Raw genomic sequence first — 17163 nt, forward strand, 5'->3', positions numbered from 1 at the left:
CCCGGCTGCCCACCCCGCTTTACATAGACGTTGGCCTATCACATCGAGTCCGATCTCGTCTCAGTCGATGTGATAGGCCAACGTCTATGTCGGACCCGGGGGTGTGCCGGTGGGCGCCGCGTTGCCGGGACCGGAGCGCCCCGAGATCCGCCGAGTTGCCGGCGAGTCGGGCGGATCACGTCCCCACTTTCGCCCGACTGCCCGGCAACTTGGCCGGTGTTGGGGCGTACGGGCTCACACGGGGGTGGTGGAGGGGCGGGGTAGGTGGGTCAGGAGGGTGGGGAGGACGGTGCCGAGGGGGGCGTCGAGGCGGAGCGTGGCGGTGTCGTCGGAGCGGGTGGCGCCGCGGTTGACGATGGCGACCGGGATGCCGTGCTTGGCCGCGCGGATGACGAAGCGGCGGCCGGACATGACCGTCAGCGAGCTGCCCAGCACCAGCAGCAGCCGGGAGCGCTCGACCAGGTCGAAGCAGTGCTGCACGCGCACGGCCGGGACCGTCTCGCCGAAGAACACGACGTCGGGCTTGAGCATGCCGCCGCAGCCCTCGCAGTCGACCGTGGCGAAGCCCGCGACCTCATCGTCGGTGAGCTCGACGTCGCCGTCGGGGTGGATCGCGGTGATCTGCGCGGTGTAGCCGGGGTTGGCCGTGTCGAGGCGGCGGTGCAGCCGCTGGCGGGTGCTCAGCTCGCCGCAGCCCAGGCAGACGACCCGGTCGAGGCTGCCGTGCAGTTCGACCACCTCGTCGGCACCGGCGGCCCGGTGCAGGCCGTCGACGTTCTGGGTGACGATGCCGGCGAGCAGTCCCCGTTCCTGGAGCGCGGCGACGGCGCGGTGGCCGTCGTTCGGGCTGGCGCGGGCGATGCTGCGCCAGCCCAGATGGCTGCGCGCCCAGTAGCGGCGGCGGGCGAAGGCCTCGCGGGTGAACGTCTGGTACGTCATCGGGGCGCCGCGGCGCTGCACGCCGTCGGGGCCCCGGTAGTCGGGGATACCTGATTCGGTGGACAGCCCCGCGCCGCTGAGCACCGTCACGTCGCCGCCGCCGACGAGGTCGGCCAGCCGATCTATCGCCACTTCCCGCACCTCACCATGTTGCCACCGGGAGCGCCGGGCGCCGTCTCGGGCACCGCTCCGGCGGGCGTAGAACGTTAACGATCATTGATAGGAGTCTTTACTATTAGGTTTCTTTAATTTACGTTGACGAGTACATGAAAGCCTGCGAACTCCAAGGTAGGTGGAACCTCATGAAACGCCCAGCTCAGAGCACCCGATACCGGGTGCTGGCGGCCACCGCCGCCACGCTGATGGCGATGGGTGCCTCGCTCGCGATCTCGACCGCGGCGTCGGCAGCCAACCTCGTCAGCAACCCCGGCCTGGAGACAGGCAGTCTCTCCCCCTGGGCCTGCTCCGGCGGTCTCGGCAGCGTCGTGAGCACTCCTGTGCACGGCGGCACCAAGGCGCTGGCGGGCGCGGCAAGCGCGTCCGACCACGCCCAGTGCAGCCAGACCGTCACCGTCCTGCCGAACACGGCGTACGTGCTCAGCGCCTGGGTGCGCGGGGGCGGCGGCTACGTGTACCTCGGCTACACCGGTGGCACCGAGACGTGGAACCCGGCCTCGGCCAACGCGTACACCCAGCTGTCGCTCAACCTGACCACGGGTGCCTCGCAGACGTCGCTGACCATCAACGTCCACGGCTGGTACGGCACCGGCACGTACTACGCCGACGACTTCTCGCTGGACGGCCCCGGCGTCCCGCCGTCGTCGCCGCCCGCGTCCCCGTCGGCGTCGCCGTCGAAGTCGGCCACCCCGAGCCCGTCGGTGTCGCCGTCACGCTCGGCCTCCCCGTCGCCGTCGCCGACGGTGTCGCAGTCCCCGCCGCCGCCCGGTGGCAAGAAGATCCTCGGCTACTTCGCCGAGTGGGGCATCTACGGGCGCAACTACCACGTCAAGAACATCGTGACGAGCGGTTCGGCCAGCAAGCTGAACTACATCAACTACGCGTTCGGCAACGTGACCAACGGCCAGTGCGCCATCGGTGACGCCTACGCCGACTACGACAAGGCGTACGACGCCGCCGGCAGCGTCGACGGTGTCGCCGACACCTGGGACGCCGGCGCCCTGCGCGGCAGCTTCAACCAGCTGCGCAAGCTCAAGAAGGCGTACCCGAACATCAAGGTGCTCTGGTCCTTCGGCGGCTGGACCTGGTCCGGCGGCTTCGGCCAGGCCGCGGCCAACCCGACCGCGTTCGCCAACTCCTGCTACAACCTGGTCGAGGACCCGCGCTGGGCGGACGTCTTCGACGGCATCGACATCGACTGGGAGTACCCCAACGCCTGCGGTCTGTCCTGTGACACCAGCGGCGCGGCCTCCTTCAAGACCCTGATGTCGGCGCTGCGCACCCGCTTCGGCTCCAGCTACCTGGTGACCGCGGCCATCAGCGCCGACGGCTCCAACGGGGGCAAGCTCGACGCGGCCGACTACGGCGGCGCCTCGCAGTACATCAACTGGTACAACGTGATGACGTACGACTACTTCGGCGCCTTCGCCGCGCAGGGCCCCACCGCCCCGCACTCGCCGCTGACGTCGTACGCGGGCATCCCGACGGCCGGGTTCTACACCGACGCCGCCATCCAGAAGCTGAAGAGCAAGGGCGTGCCCTCCTCGAAGCTGCTGGTCGGCATCGGCTTCTACGGCCGCGGCTGGACCGGTGTCACCCAGGCCGGCCCCGGCGGCACCGCCACCGGCGCGGCACCTGGCACCTACGAGGCGGGCATCGAGGACTACAAGGTCCTCAAGAACAGCTGCCCGGTCACCGGCACCGTCGCGGGCACCGCGTACGCCAAGTGCGGTAGCAACTGGTGGAGCTACGACACCCCCAGCACCATCAACGGCAAGATGTCCTACGCCAACACGCAGGGTCTCGGCGGCAGCTTCTTCTGGGAGCTGTCCGGCGACACCACCGGCGGTGAACTGATCACCGCCATGCGCAGCGGCCTGGGCTGATCCACCCGGCTGTTGCCGCGCAACGGCGGGCGTCCACTCCAGGACGCCCGCCGTTCCGCTTTCTGAGCCACCGCCCGCTCACGGTCGGCGACGGTCGGCTGGCTACGATTCCGGCAACCGCCCCCGGCCGTAGGAGCACCCCCGCATGTCCACCGAGGAATCGTCGGGCCTGAGCAAGACCGCGACCATCGTCACCATCGCGGGCACCCTGCTCGGCACGCTGCTGGCGTACCTGTCGCTGGCCGCCGCGGTGAAGTGGCCGCCGTTCACGCCCAAGCCGGCCGTCACGGTGTTCCAGGGCGGCGACCCGCACGACAACCGCTGTCCCGGCAGCGCCTGCCACAAGATCGGCGTATCGCTGTCCGATTTCGACGCTGACACGACCGTACGCTGCACCCTCGACAGCACCGAGGGGCCGGACGTGTTCGGGACGGTGACGGTGCGCGTCGACGGCGACGGCCAGGGCCAGGTCGAGAGCACCAACTTCTACGGCACGCCGGGCGGCTGGGTCAGCGCCACCTGCGACGGGCACACCGGGCGGCTCGACGGCTGGTGACCCGCACCGGCGCGGGGCTGCCTGCGCCGCGTCGCGGGACGCCGGTTGGGCCGTCCGGGCGGCGAATCCGGGGCCGGCGGGTCGGGGACCGTGCGACCATGCCCCGGTGGAGATCTACCTGCGTACCGAGCGGCTGGAACTGCGGCCGTTCACCGGGTCGGCAGCCGACGTCGACGACCTGTACGGCCTGGACCTCGACCCGGCGGTGATGGAGTTCCTCACCGGCGGCCGGGCCACGGCGCGCGAGGAGATCCGTGACCGGCGGCTGCCGGAGCTGCTGGCGGCGTACCGGCGGTTCCCCGGGTTCGGGTGGTGGGCCGCGGTGGAGCGGGCGAGTGAAGCGTTCCTGGGGTGGTTCGCGCTGACGCGTACCGAGCAGACGCCGGCCGGGGAGGCGGAGCTGGGGTACCGGCTGCGGCGGGAGGCCTGGGGGCGGGGGTACGCAACGGAGGGGTCGCTGGCGCTGATCGGCAAGGGGTTCGGCGAGCTGGGGCTGGAGCGGGTCACCGCGAACACGATGACGGTGAACATCAGGTCGCGGCGGGTGATGGAGAAGTGCGGGCTGCGGTATGTGCGGACGTACTTCCTGGAGTGGCCGGACCAGATCGCGGGCGGGGAGCAGGGGGACGTGGAGTACGAGCTGCTGCGCTCCGACTGGGAGCGAGCCCGGACTCCCGCCTGACCGCACCACGCCCTCACTCTGGCGCGCTCCGTCCCGCCCCCTTTTTTGATCGACGTTGGCCTATCCCATCGAGTTCGATCTACTCGTATTCGCTGAGATAGGCCAACGTCTATGAAAAACGGGACGGGGCGACGGCGGGGCGGGACGACGGCGGGACGGGGCGGGACGGGGCGACGGCGGGGCGGGGCTGACGGGGTGGGTGCAGTGCTGATCAGGCGGTCAGCGGGTCGCCGTTGCGGGGTCGGTCAGGAAGGACAGGAGCAGGGCGTCCAGGTCGCCGCCGAGCAGGGCCACGCCGTGGTCCGCCCCGGGGCGCATGACGAGCTTCTTGTGCTGGGACACCGACAAGCCGTACAGCTCCTTGGCCTGGTCGGTGAACCCGCCCTCCAGCTCCCCCGCCGCGAAGATCGTCGGCACGGCCAGCGACTTCACCGCGGTACGGGCGTCGGCGTCGTACACCGTGGGAGCCGACAGGCTGACCACCCCATCCACGGGCGGGACCGTGCCCGCCGACGCGGCCAGGGCGATGGTGCCGCCCCGCGACGCCCCGAACACGAACACCCGCTTGACCCCCTCGGCGCGCAGGTGCGCGATCCCGGCCTGGGCCACCTCGACCGCGTCGCGCGAGCTGATGTCCAGCGACAGGGCCCGGTATCCCTGCTGCCGCAGCGTGAGCGCGAACGGGTACCACTGGCAGGCGCTGCTCTCGGCCTGGTGCAGCAGCACCACCCCGGTGTCGCCGGTGCCGACCTCGATCGCGGCGGTCATGTTCTGCTTGACGTCGGTGATCACGACGAGCGGGCTGCGGTCGGCCAGGCAGGCGACGTTGGCCTCGTCCAGCACCCGCTGGCGGGCGGCGGCGGTCGGGTCGAGCGGGGACGGCGAGGCCGTGCCGGTCGCGCCGCCGCTGCCGCAGCCCGCGGTGAGCGCGACGGCGATCAGGGCGGTGGCGGCGAGCGTACGGCGCAGCAGGGCGGTGGTGATTGTCCTCATGCGAGCCTGAACGCCCGAGATCGCGGGGCCGGTTGTCGCAACTCTAAAGGTTCTTTACTTATCTTGCGGCGACGGGTGGGACGGTCGTGCCGCGCCGGAACACCTGCCGGTATGTCTGCGGCGGCACCGAGGTGAACCGGCGGAAGTGGGCGCGCATGTTGACCGCGGTGCCGAACCCGACCCGCGCCGCGATCCGCTCGACCGGCTCGTCGGTGGTCTCCAGCAGCTCCTGCGCACGCCGGATGCGCTGCTCCAGCAGCCACTGCAACGGGCTGACGCCTAGGCTGTCGCGGAAGCGCCGGGCGAACGTACGCGGGCTCAGATGCGCCTGGCGGGCCAGGTCGGCCACGCTCAGCGGCTGGTCGAGCCGCTCGCGGGCCCAGCCGAGCACCGGGGCGATGTCCGAGCGGGCCTCGCCGCGGGCCAGCGGCTGGGCGAACTGCGCCTGCCCGCCCTCGCGGTGCGGCGGCACCACCATCCGGCGGGCCACCTCGTTGGCGACGGCGGCGCCGAGGTCCTGGCGCACCAGGTGCAGGCACAGGTCGATGGCCGAGCCGGTGCCCGCCGAGGTGAGCACGTCGCCCTCGTCGACGTAGAGCACCTCGGGGTCGACGCGGACCTGCGGGTAGCGGTGGGCGAAGTCGAGCGCGTTCATCCAGTGCGTGGTGGCGCGGCGGCCGTCGAGCAGCCCCGCCTCGGCCAGCACGTACGCCCCGCTGCAGATGGAGGCGATGCGGGCGCCCCGGGCGTGGGCGGCGCGGACCGCCTCGATCAGGGCCGGGGGCGGGCCGCACTGCACGGCACGGTTGCACGCCGGGATCAGCACGGTGTCGGCCGCGACGAGGTCATCCAGGGTGTACTGCGTCTGCACGAGCAGGCCGGAGCGCACCCGCAGCGGGCCGGGTTCGGCGGCGCACAGGCGCAGCTCGTACCACGGGTCGGCGAGGTCGGCGCGGTCGATGCCGAACACCTCGCACGGCACGGCGAGCTCGAACACGGGCAGATCGTCGGTGATCGCGACGGCGACCGCGTGCCGCCGGGCGGTGCTGGACGCCATGGCAGGATCCTATCGCACTGCGGCATTCCTGCCACTGGTGCGCCGAGCTGCCGTACCCGAGAGTGACGTAATGACCGAAACCCTGCAGCGACCTGACACCGCCGCTGCCGACCGCTCCCCCGCCGCGCACGGCCGCCTCACCCTCCCCCAGGGCGCCGCCCTCTACGTCGGTGCCGTCCTGGGCACCGGCGTCATCGCCCTGCCCGCCCTGGCCGTGCAGGCCGCCGGACCGGCGTCGCTGCTGGCCTGGCTCGGCCTGGTGCTGCTGTCCGCCCCGCTCGCGCTGACCTTCGCCGCGCTGGGCGCCCGCTTCCCCGACGCGGGCGGGGTCTCCACGTACGCCCGCAACGCGTTCGGGCCCCGCTGGGCCGCGGCCGTGGGCTGGTGCTTCTACTTCGCGGTCCCGGCCGGGGCACCGGCCGCGGCGGTCTTCGCGGGCGCGTACGTCGAGGCGGCCGTCGGCGGCGGGCAGCGCACCGTGCTGCTCACCGCCGCCGCGCTGATGCTGGCCGTCACGGTCACCAACCTGTTCGGCGTCACCGTCTCCGGCCGGGTGCAGCTCGTGCTCGCGGTGCTGCTGGTGACGCTGCTGGTGGCGGCCGTGGTCACCGCGGCACCGCACGGCGACCCGGCCAACCTGCACCCGTTCGCCCCGCACGGCTGGCTGGCCGTCGCCCCGGCCGCCGCACTGCTGGTGTGGAGCTTCGCGGGCTGGGAGGCGATCACGCACCTGGCCGCCGACTTCCGCCGCCCGCAGCGCGACCTGCCCCGCGCCGCCGGGATCGCCGTGGTGGTGGTCGGGGTGCTGTACCTGGCCGTGGCAGGGGTCGGCATCCTGGTGCTCGGCCCGCAGGCGGGCACGGGCGCGCCGCTGGCGCGGCTGCTGGAGATCGGCCTCGGCGGCCCGGCCGGGGCGCTGGCGGCCGCGGCCGCGCTGCTGCTCACCTTCGGCACCATGAACGCGTACTACGCCAGCGCCGCCAAACTCGGCGCGGCGCTGGGACGCGACGGGGCCCTGCCGGGGTGGCTGGCCCGGGGCGCGCGCGCCGGGGACGTGCCGCGGCGCAGCCTGGCCGTCACCGCGAGCCTGTCCGCGCTGGCGATGGTGGCCGTCGCGGTGACCGGCACCGGGGCCAAGCCGCTGGTGCTGCTGGCCACGGGGGCCTTCGTCGCCGTGTACGCCCTGGGCACCGCCTCGGCGCTGAAGCTGCTGCCGCGCGGCACCGCCGCGCACCGCAGCGCGATGGTGGCGCTGGTCGCGGTGACCGCCCTGGCGCTGACCACCGGCTGGTACCTGCTGTGGCCGCTGGCCATGGGCGCGGGCGCGCTGCTCTACCAGCGTCGCGGCACCCGCGCCTGACACGTCCGGCCCGCGCGCTCCCCATGGCAGAAGGAGGGGAGCGCGCGGGCCAGCGTGCGTCAGCGGCCGGGGGTCACCAGGCCAGCGCGGCGCAGTCCGCCTCGTCGGGCAGCAGTGGCCGGATCGCCACCGAGTACGTCTTGCCGCCGGAGGTCCACGGGGTCAGCTGGTTCGCCTTCGCGGCGGCCGCCAGCACCGCCGTGGCCTGGTCGCCGGTCGCGGCGACGCAGCCCAGGTCCAGGCCCTCGGAGAACGCCTTGCCGGGCAGCGCCGGGCCGGGCCAGGCGACCTCGGCCTGCTTGCCCGCGTCCGGGTTGGCCTGGTAGGTGCTGGCCAGACCGGCGACGGTCTTCGCCTGGTACGGCTCCGACTGGCCGACCGCGCCCTTGCCGAGCGTGGTGTCCAGATCGGTCAGCGCCTTGACGAGGTCCAGCAGCTTGCGGCGGGCCGCCACCTGATCGGCCGACAGGCCGTCGGTGCGGATCTCCTCGTTCAGCGCGTACGCCGTGGTCTTCTTGTCGCCGTCGGCGGTGTGCACCGTGATCACGGTGTCGGGCATGTCGGTGACGCCCGGCTGGCCCAGGTCCTGCTTCGTGCCGATCCCGGCCTTGACGGCCTGGTCGACCAGCTTCTGCACGTCGCCGCTGGAGATGCGGCGCACCTGGATGTTGGGCAGCGCGGGACCGGGGTAGATCATCGTGACGGGGCCCTCGGTGATGACCCGGCCGTCGGCGTACACGGTCAGCATCGGGATGCGGCTGGCCAGGTAAGCCGGGGGCACGAACCCGCCGACCTGCTCGACGCGCAGCGCGACGGTGTCTCCGCCGGGGAACGCGAACTGGTCGTCGGAGCCTTTACCGGCACCGTCGGCGGCCTGTGCGCAGCCCGCGGCGCCGAGCACGAGCAGCGACGCGAGCGCCGCTCGGACTGCAAGAGTTGCCTTCATGCCTGCTGTGACCGTCCGCGGGCCGCCCCGGTTCCCGCCGCACGGGAAAAGTTGCCGACGCCGCCTATCCGAGCCCGGCGAAGCCGTCGCCGGACAGCTCGACCAGCTCCTCCAGCGCCAGCCTGGCCTGCGCGGCCGCCTCGGGGTCGCGCTGCTCGATGCCGCTGGCGACGAACTCGTCCTCGTCCAGGCGCAGCACCAGGGCGCGGTCAGCCGACACCCACAGGTCCAGGTCCAGGTCCTCCACGACGAGCCCGGCGGTGCCGGTCTCGGCCGGGCGGGTCACGTCGCAGTACCAGCCCTTGGGCCCGTCCGGGCCGCTGACCTCCTTGACCGAGTACCAGCGGTCGCGCCAGTAGTGCTCGGTGAACAGGTCGCCGGGGTCGAAGCTGACGAACCCGAAGTCACGCGGCCCGTCCCCGGCGAACGGCGCCTGCACCACCAGGTGCACGCCGTCGTCGTGCAGCACCCGCGCCGCGTAGCTGATCTTCTCCCGGCCCTGCTTGACCAGCCGGACCAGGACCTCGTCCCCGACCACCAGCACGCCCATGAACCCTCCCCCGTTCGGCGAACGGCTCCCATGCTCGCATCCGCAGTGCGGGCCACCGGGGGAAGGGCACCTTTACCTCGCAAAGCGATCAGAAGGTGCCCTTCCTTCCCCTAACCTCAGGGCATGAGCCCGTTGCCGCGCGCCCTGCTGTGGGACCGGATGGTCGAGGTCGGAGCCGACATCGCCCTGGTCGACCTGCGACCCGACCGACTGTTCGCGCACGGGCAGGCGGTGGCCGCCGAACCGGTCGCCCACTCCTGCCGCTACCAGCTCACCACCGGCGAGGGCTTCGTCACCGACGCCGTGACGGTGGAGACCGAGGGCGCCGGCTGGCAGCGCGAGGTCAAACTCGAACGCTCCGACCGCGGCTGGCGCGTGGTCACCAGCGAGCAGGGGCGCTTCGGCTCGGCGTCGCTGCCCGGCATCGTCGACTCGGACCGGCTCGCCGACGCGTACGACGTGGACCTGGAGTGCACGGCGCTGACCAACACGCTGCCGATCCGGCGGCTGAACCTGCTCGGGGCGGCGCCGGGCACCACGCACACCGTTGCGGTGGCCTGGGTGCGGGTGCCGTCGTTGCAGGTCATCCCGGTGGAGCACACGTACAGCGTGGTGTCGCCGGACACGATCCGGTTCACCTCGGGGACGTTCACCGCGGAGCTGACCGTGGACGGCGACGGGTTCGTCGTCACGTACCCCGGCTACGCCGCCCGCGTGGGCTAGCGGCCCCGGGCCTGGACCATACCCTGGTTGGCCAGGGCGTCGGCGCGCTCGTTGCCCGGGTCGCCCGCGTGGCCCTTCACCCAGCGCCACTCGATCGTGTGCCGGGCGGCGGCCTCGGACAGGCGCTGCCACAGGTCGGCGTTCTTGACCGGCTTGCGGTCGCTGGTCAGCCATCCGTTGCGCCGCCACCCGGCCAGCCACGACGTGATCCCGTTGCGCACGTAGCTGCTGTCGGTGTGCAGCCGCACCGCCACCGGGCGCTTGAGCGCCTCCAGGGCCTGGATGGCGGCCATCAGCTCCATCCGGTTGTTGGTGGTCTGCTCCGCCTCGCCGCCGCACAGCTCGCGCTCGTGGCCGCGGTAGCGCAGCACCGCACCCCAGCCGCCGGGGCCGGGGTTGCCGCTGCACGCGCCGTCGGTGTAGATCTCCACCAGGTTGTCGGCCGGGTCTGCCATACCGGCAACCTACCGGGTGGGGCCGGATCAGTAACGCTGCATCGGCCCGTCGGCGTCGCGGACGCGGCCGCGGGCCAGGACGTGGTCGAGGCTGTACCGGCCCGCGCCGACCGCCGCGAGCAGCAGCGCGCCCAGGCCCAGGGAGATGACGAGCTCGGCGCCGCCCTCGCTGACGAACAGGCCGTGCCCGATGTGCACGGTCAGGTACGCCCCGAGCATGTCGACCGCCAGCAGCAGGCCGACGATCGGGGTGAACAGGCCCAGCACCAGCAGGGCTCCACCGACCAGCTCCACGAACGTGGCGAACCAGGCCGACAGCCCCGGCAGCGGGACGCCCATGGCCCGGAACCCGGCGGTGACCTTCGGGATGCCGAGGTCGAAGAGCTTCTGCCAGCCGTGGGCGAAGAAGATGACGCCAATTCCGAGTCGCGCGAGCAGTTTGACCAGGTCACGTACTGATTCCGGCACTGTGATCATCGAAGCCGCCCCCAACGGATCGTCTGTTGTCACCCAGCTTTTCACAGTAACCGCCTATTAACCCGGTATAGCTCGGTAAACCCGACAGGGCGGTACACACCGACACGCGAGCCGAACTCGTACTTGCCGCCCCGTCGTGCAGAAAACGCGCGGACATGGTGGGATGCACTCGCAAGGTCGCCACCGCGCCCGGCGGACGGCCCTGCCCGCACCGAGCAGCACCGGAAGGAACGGAGGATCAGATGCCCTCAGACGGCCTGATTAACCGGCGTTTCGTGTACAACGGCCACGCCAGCACCGTCGCCGACTACGACGGCCACAAGCGGCTGGCGATCGTCATGGACGACCAGCCCCACCAGTGCTTCTCCGTCAGCATCGACCTGCCCGACGACCCCTCCGCCGGCCTGCAGCTCGACCTGTACCTCGCCGACGGCCAGTTCTACGCGTGGCCCGCCAGCGGGCGCGGCGAGCCGCCGGCCCTGCGCCGCGGCAGCGTCGTGGAGCCCTCCGCCGACGCCTGAACCGCAACACAACCGCAGTCCGAACAGGACTGTCTCGATCATCGATCGCTGTTAGCCTGCCCGCATGCATGCCGACACCACCGCCATGCGGCAGGTCGCGGACGGTTTCCGCGACGTCGCCACCGCACTGCGCGACGAGGCCGTGCACCTCGGGCGCGAGGAGTTGCCGGTGGTGACCGACGACTACGTCTACGCCGTGGCGAAGGTGCCCGAGGCCTTCACCGAGTTCCTGCGGATCTGGTCGACCGAGCTGACCTGCACCGCCGACGCCTGCGGCGACATCGTGTACGGGCTGGTCACCGCCGCCCAGGCATACGACGACGCCGACCGGGCCGCCACCGTCGGGACGCGCTGATGGGCGCCTACCACCTGCGCAGACTCGTCGAGGCCAAGGAGCACATCGACGGGTCGTACGGCTACTGGGGCACCGGCGGCCTGCTCGACGGCATCGACGACGGCCTGGGCGCCCCGCACCTCACCGAGTTCTACGGCATCGCCGCCACCATCGCCGACCGGCTGCGCGAATACGCCAAGCGCGTCGACGCCCAGGCCGTGCAGACCCACACGCTGGCCGCCCGCAAGCTCGACGCCGCCGTCGTGGGCCAGATGTCGGTGCCCGCCGCCGACGGCATGAAGGCCCTGGAGTCCGAGCTCAAACGGATCGTCGACGTGCTCGGCGACGCCGCCGACGTGCTGACCGCCCACGCCGCCACCATGACCGACGCCGCCCGCGAGGACGGCCGCGGCGTCGAGCAGCTGCGCGACGCCCGCGCCCGCGTCGACGGCATCGACGGCTTCTTCGACTACGACGGCGACGTCATGCGCGCCGCCCACCGCACCGCGATGGACGGCATCAACGCCCGCGTGCACGCCCACACCGCCGCCCGCGACAGCTCCGACAGGGTCGCCCGCGCCCTCAACGACCTGACCGGCCAGGCCCGCCTGGCGCGGCTGGGCAACTCGCCGCTGCGCGCCCTGGACGAGCTGATGATCGCCAACGCGGGCGCCGACGAATACCACGGCGTCATCCTCACCGCGGCCGCCGCCGACCGGGCCCAGCAGCGGCTCAACGGGCTCAGCGAGGCCGACCGGGCGGCCCTGCTGGCGCTGCTGGCCGGGGCCAGGTCGCCCTACGAGCGGGCGTACCTGCTCAAGGCCCTGGCCGCCGGATACGGCGTCGGCGAGATCACCACGTTCGACCAGCAGATCCACGCCCACGGCGACGACCCGAACTGGCTCGACCAGCACCTCGCCCCGCTGGACACCAGCGCCAACCCGGTCCAGGGCCCGCACACCCCCACCATGTACGACGGCAGGGAGTGGACCCAGGGCCAGTACCCGACCTGCGTCGCGTCCTCCACCGTCACCGCCCGCGCCCAGGTCGACCCGCTGTACGCGCTCCAGCTCACCACCGGCGGCCACCCCGGCGACCCCGCGTTCGACAGCCCCGACGCGTTCGCCGCCCGCCTGCGCGAGGAGCAGGAACGCGTCTACGACGGCGGGCGCAACCCCTTCCAGAAGGTCTTCGGCATCGACGGCATGGCCGACTGGCAGTCCACCACCGTCGCCGACGAGGAGATCGGCGCCCACACCGGCATCGACTACCACGATGTGAAGCTCGGCGACGGCGACGCCCGCCGCGACGCGCTCACCGAGGTCGAGCAGGCCGTCGACAGCGGCCTGCCCGTGCCGGTGTCGGTCAGCGACGACTGGCTGCCCGACCACCAGATGATGATCGTCGGCCACGACGGCGGCATGCTCCAGATCTACAACCCGTGGGGCTACACCGTCTGGGTCAGCGAGGAGGACTTCATCAACGGGCACCTGGACACCGCCGTGGAGAAGGACGTCCCGCCGACCCCGATCAGCATCCGGGTGCCCCGATGAGCGCCCCCGGCATCGGCCGCCGCGTCACCGAGGCCGAACTCGCCGCGATGGACCCGGCACCGCTGCTCGCGCAGTGGCCGTACGGCCCGCACCACTTCGCCGAGGCCGCCATCGCCGCCGCGATCGCGCTGCACCACCTGCACACCCGGCCGCGCTCGCTGACGTTCCTGGCCGAGATCGTGCGCCGCGGCGGCCTCGCGTTCACCCTCGACCTGCCCGAACCGATGCCGGTGCCCGCCCAGGGCGCGCTGGTGCGCGAATGGCTGACCGCCGCCGCCTCCGTCAAGGACGGGACCCCGTTCGACGTCGAGACGGCGCTGGCGCGCTGGTTCGACGCGGTCGCCGCGATCCTCGGCATGCGCATGTCGCTGGTCCGGCCGCCGACCCCGCGTGGCGAGTAGGCGACGGGGGCGCCTGAACGGCACCCCCGTCGAGCCGAGCCACCGGCAAAAGGCCGCGCCGCCCCGGCCCTGGTGGCGTGGCGCGGCCGCCGAAGCTCAGTTACCGGCCGCCTCGGCCAGCTCGGCGACCGCCCGCGGCAGCGCCTCGCTGATCTTCTCCAGGTCGGGCAGGGCCACGCCGTCGGCGTACAGGCCGATGTGGACGGTGTCGCGGTAGCGCGACATGCCCACGGCCAGGGTGTGCCCGCTGGCCAGCGGCGCGATCGGGTACAGCTCCTCCAGCGCCGCCCCGCCCAGCCGCAGGGGCAGCGGCGGCAGCGGCACGCTGGTCACCACGATGTCGAACAGCAGCGGCGCCGCGTGCGCCGCCAGCGGCGCGGCCAGCCGGTGCAGCGCCGGCGGGACCAGCCCGGCCAGCACCGGCAGCGCCCCGGCGCCGCGCAGCGGCCCGCGCGCCTTGTTCGCCTCCATCTGCGCCCGCACCCGCTGCGCCCGCGCCACCGGGTCGGCCTCGCCCACCGGCAGCTCGCACAGGTACGCCGACAGCTGGTTGCCGTCCTCGCTGCCGCCGGAGCGCGCCCGCTGGCTGGCCGGGATCAGCGCCCGCAGCCCCGGCAGCGACCGGCCGTGCGTGTCCAGCCAGTGCCGCAGCGCCCCGGTCACCACCGCCAGCAGCACGTCGTTGACGGTGCCGCCGACGGCCCGGCGCGCCCGCTGCAACTCGCGCATCTCCAGCCCCACGAACGCCGCCCGCCGGGTGCCCGACGGCGGCGCCAGCAGCGGCGACGGCGCCGGGGCCCGCATCGTGCCCAGCACCGCCGAGGCGATGTCCAGCATCGTGGTGGCCTGGCCCAGCAGGCCCGACGCGGTGCCGTACGCCCCCGCGGCCGCGCCGATCGCGCCGCCGAGCAGCTGCCCGGACCGGCCCACCAGCCCCGACGGGGCCGCTGCGGTGCGGCGGCCCGCCGCGGCCCGCGCCGACGGCAGCGACAGCTCACCGTCCAGCAGCGACAGACCGATCCCGATCGCGCCCTGGCCGTCGCACATCGCGTGGTGCATCTTGGCCAGCAGCGCGAACCGGCCGCCGTCGAGGCCGCCGACCACGTGCAGCTCCCACAGCGGGCGGTCGCGGTCCAGCGGCGCGGCCATCACCTCGGCGACCAGCGCGGCCAGGTCCTCCCGGCCGCCACCGGGCAGCTCGTGCCGGCGTACGTGCCGGCGCGGGTCGAACTCCGGGTCCTCGGCCCAGGCCGCGGCGCCCGGCGGGAACGAGGCCGCCACGACGCGGCGGCGCATCCGGGGCACCTGCCCGGCCCGTTCGGTGAGCAGGCTCACCACCTCGGGCACAGACAGGTCAGCATCCGGCCCGAACACCGCCACCGCGCCCAGGTGCATGGGCGAGGCGTCGTTCTCCAGGCACAGGAAAGACAGATCCAGAGCGCTGAGCCGCGCGTCTTCCATCGGCATCCCTCAAGTCTCAAGACGGCAGGGCCACCGCCCCCGAGCCGGCAGCGCTGGCGTCCAGGGAGCTGACCTTGCGTACAACGTCTTAGACCACGTTAAGGGCGCGCGATGACACCCGCGTTACAGGCCCCGCCGAGCGTGTCGGGCGACACGCTCACAGTCGCCGATCCGGCGCATCGACCGCCGTGGGCGGTCCTCCCGCCGGGGCGGGCGCCGTCCCGTCGCGTTCCAGGCGCAACCGCTCGTCACGGCTGATCACGCCCATCGCCTCCTGCGCCTTCGCCACGTCCTTGGCCTTCTGCCGGATCTCGTCCTCCCGCGCGTGCTCGCGGCGGGCGCGGCCGTCAGCCTGCCAGTGGTCGTTGTGCGTGATCCGGCCGGCCACCTCCTCGGCCTTGCCCACCAGCCGCTGCGACACGTTGCTGAGCTTCGACTCGATACCCATCGCCGCACACTCCCCCGTACCCGGGTCCGCGTGCACCCGGACACCTCGATTGTGCCGCGCCGGGCAGGGGCGCGTCACCGTTCGGCCGAGCGCCGGGTGCGCCGGGCTTCACGAAGACCCCTTCCACGGCGTACGGCCCGGGGCGCCTGGCCCTGCTCAGCAGGAACAGTGCACCCCGGGCCGTACGCCGCGAGGTCACGCGGACCGGTCGGCCAGACTGGCCGCCGACTCGCGCACCCGCCCGCCCGCGTGGCCGAGCTGCCTGCGCAGCGCGACCACCGCCTCGTCGACCGGGTGCCCGCGCAGGGCCTCGGCGGCGGCGAAGCCGACCAGCGCCCCGACGGCACCGGCCGCCAGCACCCACGACCAGCGCACCGGCGCGGGACGGCCGGCGAGCACGTCGAAGGCTGCCGACGCGCGGCGGCGCGCCTCGGTGCCGGTGTCGGACAGGGTGTCCCTGATGGCCTCGGCCCGCTCGGCACCGCGCTCGGCGGCGACGTCGCGGGTCGAACCGAGCCCCCGCAGGAACTCGTGCCAGGTGGCAGCCGCGACGCCCTCGTGGTTCCGGGTTCCGAACATGGTCTGTCTCCTGCCTACTCAGCGAACGGCGACGACGCTCGTATGCCCTACGCCGCGGCCTGCGAAACCGCCGCCCGCGCCGCATCATCGTCGGAGTGGAGCTGGTAGACGCTGTACGCCTGCCGGATCACCGGGTGGGCCACGTTGCGCACCGGCACCCCGCCCGGCGTCATGCCCCGCTCGGTGCCGGCATGGGCGTGCCCGTGCAGCGCCAGCGCCGTCGGGGCCGCGTCGATCGCCTGCGCCAGCAGGTACGACCCCAGGAACGGGTAGATCTCCAGCGGCTCGCCGTGCAGCGTCTCCGGCACCGGGGCGTAGTGGGTCAGCGCCACCAGCACGTCGCAGTCCAGCCCCAGCAGGGCCGCCTGGAGCGCGTCGGCGCTGCGTTCGGACGTACCCACGAAGTCCTTCATCTCGCGCTCGCCGAACATGCTGGCGCACCGGCCCGCGAACCCGCCGCCGAAGCCCTTCACCCCGGCCACGCCCAGCCGCCCGGCCGGGCGGTCCAGCACCACGCCGTCGCCCTCCAGGACCGTGATCCCGGCCTGACGCAGCACGTCGGCGACCTCCTCCTGCTGGTCGCTGTGGTGGTCGTGGTTGCCCAGCACCGCCACCACCGGCACGCCCAGGTCGCCGAACTCCTGCGCCACGCACTTGGCCTCCTCCGGCGTGCCGTGGCGGGTCAGGTCCCCGGCCAGCAGCAGCGCCTCGGCGTGCTCCGGCAGCGTCAGCAGCCTGGGCCGGTAGCGGCCCAGCACGTCGCTGTCCATGTGCACGTCGCCGACCGCGGCCACCCGCATCATGAGAGCACCTCCGGCTCGGCGGGCTCGCGGACCGCCGTCACCGAGATGTCGTTGCACACCTTGCGGTCCGGAAAGTGCGCCACCACCCGCGCCTCGATGGCCTCGCGCCGGGAGGCGCACTCGACCTGCCCGCGCAGCACCACCGTGGCGCCGTGCCGGACGACCTCGATGCCCTGCTCGGAGATCTCGTCGTCCTCGGTCAGCATCCGCTGCACCGCCGCGTCGATGTACTCGTCGCTGATGTCGTGCTCGTTCACGCCGC

21 protein-coding genes are annotated in these 17163 nt (G+C 73.0%); 9 read left to right on the top strand and 12 right to left on the bottom strand.

Features of this window, described 5'->3' with window-relative positions; genetic code table 11:
• Positions 1-234: 234 nt before the first annotated feature.
• Positions 235-1080, bottom strand: coding sequence for an NAD-dependent protein deacetylase (locus Cs7R123_RS28365; protein WP_212830890.1), 846 nt, complete (start codon positions 1078-1080; stop codon positions 235-237).
• Between the two features lie 161 nt (positions 1081-1241).
• On the opposite strand from Cs7R123_RS28365, the gene Cs7R123_RS28370 reads away from it, so the two are divergent.
• The 3 genes from Cs7R123_RS28370 to Cs7R123_RS28380 all read left to right on the top strand — a co-directional run bounded on the left by Cs7R123_RS28370 (position 1242) and on the right by Cs7R123_RS28380 (position 4240).
• Positions 1242-3002 carry a glycosyl hydrolase family 18 protein gene (locus tag Cs7R123_RS28370; protein ID WP_244872200.1) on the top strand — a complete coding sequence of 587 codons (1761 nt, stop codon included), beginning with the start codon at positions 1242-1244 and terminating at the stop codon, positions 3000-3002.
• Positions 3003-3147: 145 nt separating this feature from the next.
• Positions 3148-3558, top strand: a complete 411-nt coding sequence (locus Cs7R123_RS28375; protein ID WP_212830891.1) for a hypothetical protein — start codon at positions 3148-3150, stop codon at positions 3556-3558.
• Positions 3559-3664: 106 nt separating this feature from the next.
• Entirely contained in the window at positions 3665-4240 is a 576-nt protein-coding gene (locus Cs7R123_RS28380) for a GNAT family N-acetyltransferase (protein WP_212830892.1), read from the top strand.
• Between the two features lie 219 nt (positions 4241-4459).
• Here the strand turns inward: Cs7R123_RS28380 and Cs7R123_RS28385 are convergent, their stop codons facing one another.
• Positions 4460-5233, bottom strand: coding sequence for an alpha/beta hydrolase (locus Cs7R123_RS28385; protein ID WP_212830893.1), 774 nt, complete (start codon positions 5231-5233; stop codon positions 4460-4462).
• A 58-nt stretch (positions 5234-5291) separates the two neighbouring features.
• Positions 5292-6290, bottom strand: a complete 999-nt coding sequence (locus Cs7R123_RS28390; RefSeq protein ID WP_212830894.1) for a GlxA family transcriptional regulator — start codon at positions 6288-6290, stop codon at positions 5292-5294.
• Between the two features lie 70 nt (positions 6291-6360).
• Between Cs7R123_RS28390 and Cs7R123_RS28395 the strand changes: the two genes are divergently transcribed.
• Entirely contained in the window at positions 6361-7650 is a 1290-nt protein-coding gene (locus Cs7R123_RS28395; RefSeq protein WP_212830895.1) for an APC family permease, read from the top strand.
• A gap of 73 nt (positions 7651-7723) precedes the next feature.
• On the opposite strand, the gene Cs7R123_RS28400 is transcribed toward Cs7R123_RS28395, so the two are convergent.
• The gene (locus Cs7R123_RS28400; RefSeq protein ID WP_212830896.1) at positions 7724-8596 is read right to left on the bottom strand and encodes a hypothetical protein; all 873 of its coding nucleotides are present in this window, start codon (positions 8594-8596) and stop codon (positions 7724-7726) included.
• A 64-nt stretch (positions 8597-8660) separates the two neighbouring features.
• Positions 8661-9146: a DUF402 domain-containing protein gene (locus Cs7R123_RS28405; RefSeq protein ID WP_212830897.1), complete on the bottom strand. Its 486-nt coding sequence runs from the start codon at positions 9144-9146 to the stop codon at positions 8661-8663.
• Between the two features lie 123 nt (positions 9147-9269).
• On the opposite strand from Cs7R123_RS28405, the gene Cs7R123_RS28410 reads away from it, so the two are divergent.
• Entirely contained in the window at positions 9270-9869 is a 600-nt protein-coding gene (locus Cs7R123_RS28410) for a putative glycolipid-binding domain-containing protein (protein ID WP_212830898.1), read from the top strand.
• On the opposite strand, the gene rnhA is transcribed toward Cs7R123_RS28410, so the two are convergent.
• Positions 9866-10324, bottom strand: a complete 459-nt coding sequence (rnhA, locus tag Cs7R123_RS28415) for a ribonuclease HI (protein WP_212830900.1) — start codon at positions 10322-10324, stop codon at positions 9866-9868. The two genes, Cs7R123_RS28410 and rnhA, sit on opposite strands and share 4 nt — an antisense overlap.
• Positions 10325-10351: 27 nt before the next feature.
• Entirely contained in the window at positions 10352-10801 is a 450-nt protein-coding gene (locus Cs7R123_RS28420; RefSeq protein WP_212830902.1) for a DoxX family protein, read from the bottom strand.
• 242 nt (positions 10802-11043) lie between these two features.
• Between Cs7R123_RS28420 and Cs7R123_RS28425 the strand changes: the two genes are divergently transcribed.
• From Cs7R123_RS28425 to Cs7R123_RS28440, 4 genes are all read left to right on the top strand, one after another.
• Positions 11044-11322, top strand: coding sequence for a hypothetical protein (locus tag Cs7R123_RS28425; RefSeq protein ID WP_212830904.1), 279 nt, complete (start codon positions 11044-11046; stop codon positions 11320-11322).
• Between the two features lie 64 nt (positions 11323-11386).
• Positions 11387-11677: a type VII secretion target gene (locus Cs7R123_RS28430; protein ID WP_212830906.1), complete on the top strand. Its 291-nt coding sequence runs from the start codon at positions 11387-11389 to the stop codon at positions 11675-11677.
• A complete protein-coding gene (locus Cs7R123_RS28435) occupies positions 11677-13209 on the top strand; it encodes a hypothetical protein (RefSeq protein ID WP_212830908.1) in 1533 nt (510 codons plus the stop codon). The genes Cs7R123_RS28430 and Cs7R123_RS28435 overlap by 1 nt, the downstream gene beginning before the upstream one ends.
• On the top strand, positions 13206-13610 hold the full coding sequence (locus Cs7R123_RS28440; RefSeq protein WP_212830910.1) for a hypothetical protein: 405 nt from the start codon (positions 13206-13208) through the stop codon (positions 13608-13610). Before Cs7R123_RS28435 ends, Cs7R123_RS28440 begins: the two co-directional genes overlap by 4 nt.
• A 96-nt stretch (positions 13611-13706) precedes the next feature.
• Here Cs7R123_RS28440 and Cs7R123_RS28445 read toward each other — a convergent pair whose 3' ends face one another.
• From Cs7R123_RS28445 to Cs7R123_RS28465, 5 genes are all read right to left on the bottom strand, one after another.
• A complete protein-coding gene (locus Cs7R123_RS28445; protein ID WP_212830916.1) occupies positions 13707-15077 on the bottom strand; it encodes a wax ester/triacylglycerol synthase family O-acyltransferase in 1371 nt (456 codons plus the stop codon).
• Positions 15078-15228: 151 nt separating this feature from the next.
• Entirely contained in the window at positions 15229-15519 is a 291-nt protein-coding gene (locus Cs7R123_RS28450) for a hypothetical protein (protein WP_212830918.1), read from the bottom strand.
• 195 nt (positions 15520-15714) lie between these two features.
• Entirely contained in the window at positions 15715-16098 is a 384-nt protein-coding gene (locus tag Cs7R123_RS28455; RefSeq protein WP_212830920.1) for a hypothetical protein, read from the bottom strand.
• Positions 16099-16145: 47 nt separating this feature from the next.
• Positions 16146-16901 carry a metallophosphoesterase gene (locus tag Cs7R123_RS28460; RefSeq protein WP_212830923.1) on the bottom strand — a complete coding sequence of 252 codons (756 nt, stop codon included), beginning with the start codon at positions 16899-16901 and terminating at the stop codon, positions 16146-16148.
• A complete protein-coding gene (locus Cs7R123_RS28465; RefSeq protein ID WP_212830925.1) occupies positions 16898-17158 on the bottom strand; it encodes a BON domain-containing protein in 261 nt (86 codons plus the stop codon). Before Cs7R123_RS28465 ends, Cs7R123_RS28460 begins: the two co-directional genes overlap by 4 nt.
• Between the last annotated feature and the right edge of the window lie 5 nt (positions 17159-17163).

It is taken from the genome of Catellatospora sp. TT07R-123, assembly GCF_018327705.1.
In the GTDB taxonomy this organism is placed as follows: domain Bacteria; phylum Actinomycetota; class Actinomycetes; order Mycobacteriales; family Micromonosporaceae; genus Catellatospora.

Excerpts from the sequence above, each read along its gene's own strand:
- Cs7R123_RS28395 (WP_212830895.1), top strand. The coding sequence starts at position 6,361 with ATGACCGAAACCCTGCAGCGACCTGACACCGCCGCTGCCGACCGCTCC.
- Cs7R123_RS28410 (WP_212830898.1), top strand. The coding sequence starts at position 9,270 with ATGAGCCCGTTGCCGCGCGCCCTGCTGTGGGACCGGATGGTCGAGGTC.
- Cs7R123_RS28400 (WP_212830896.1), bottom strand. The coding sequence starts at position 8,596 with ATGAAGGCAACTCTTGCAGTCCGAGCGGCGCTCGCGTCGCTGCTCGTG.
- Cs7R123_RS28455 (WP_212830920.1), bottom strand. The coding sequence starts at position 16,098 with ATGTTCGGAACCCGGAACCACGAGGGCGTCGCGGCTGCCACCTGGCAC.
- Cs7R123_RS28450 (WP_212830918.1), bottom strand. The coding sequence starts at position 15,519 with ATGGGTATCGAGTCGAAGCTCAGCAACGTGTCGCAGCGGCTGGTGGGC.
- Cs7R123_RS28390 (WP_212830894.1), bottom strand. The coding sequence starts at position 6,290 with ATGGCGTCCAGCACCGCCCGGCGGCACGCGGTCGCCGTCGCGATCACC.
- Cs7R123_RS28405 (WP_212830897.1), bottom strand. The coding sequence starts at position 9,146 with ATGGGCGTGCTGGTGGTCGGGGACGAGGTCCTGGTCCGGCTGGTCAAG.
- Cs7R123_RS28445 (WP_212830916.1), bottom strand. The coding sequence starts at position 15,077 with ATGCCGATGGAAGACGCGCGGCTCAGCGCTCTGGATCTGTCTTTCCTG.
- Cs7R123_RS28385 (WP_212830893.1), bottom strand. The coding sequence starts at position 5,233 with ATGAGGACAATCACCACCGCCCTGCTGCGCCGTACGCTCGCCGCCACC.
- Cs7R123_RS28435 (WP_212830908.1), top strand. The coding sequence starts at position 11,677 with ATGGGCGCCTACCACCTGCGCAGACTCGTCGAGGCCAAGGAGCACATC.
- Cs7R123_RS28420 (WP_212830902.1), bottom strand. The coding sequence starts at position 10,801 with ATGATCACAGTGCCGGAATCAGTACGTGACCTGGTCAAACTGCTCGCG.
- Cs7R123_RS28375 (WP_212830891.1), top strand. The coding sequence starts at position 3,148 with ATGTCCACCGAGGAATCGTCGGGCCTGAGCAAGACCGCGACCATCGTC.
- Cs7R123_RS28440 (WP_212830910.1), top strand. The coding sequence starts at position 13,206 with ATGAGCGCCCCCGGCATCGGCCGCCGCGTCACCGAGGCCGAACTCGCC.
- Cs7R123_RS28460 (WP_212830923.1), bottom strand. The coding sequence starts at position 16,901 with ATGATGCGGGTGGCCGCGGTCGGCGACGTGCACATGGACAGCGACGTG.
- Cs7R123_RS28430 (WP_212830906.1), top strand. The coding sequence starts at position 11,387 with ATGCATGCCGACACCACCGCCATGCGGCAGGTCGCGGACGGTTTCCGC.
- rnhA (WP_212830900.1), bottom strand. The coding sequence starts at position 10,324 with ATGGCAGACCCGGCCGACAACCTGGTGGAGATCTACACCGACGGCGCG.
- Cs7R123_RS28425 (WP_212830904.1), top strand. The coding sequence starts at position 11,044 with ATGCCCTCAGACGGCCTGATTAACCGGCGTTTCGTGTACAACGGCCAC.
- Cs7R123_RS28370 (WP_244872200.1), top strand. The coding sequence starts at position 1,242 with ATGAAACGCCCAGCTCAGAGCACCCGATACCGGGTGCTGGCGGCCACC.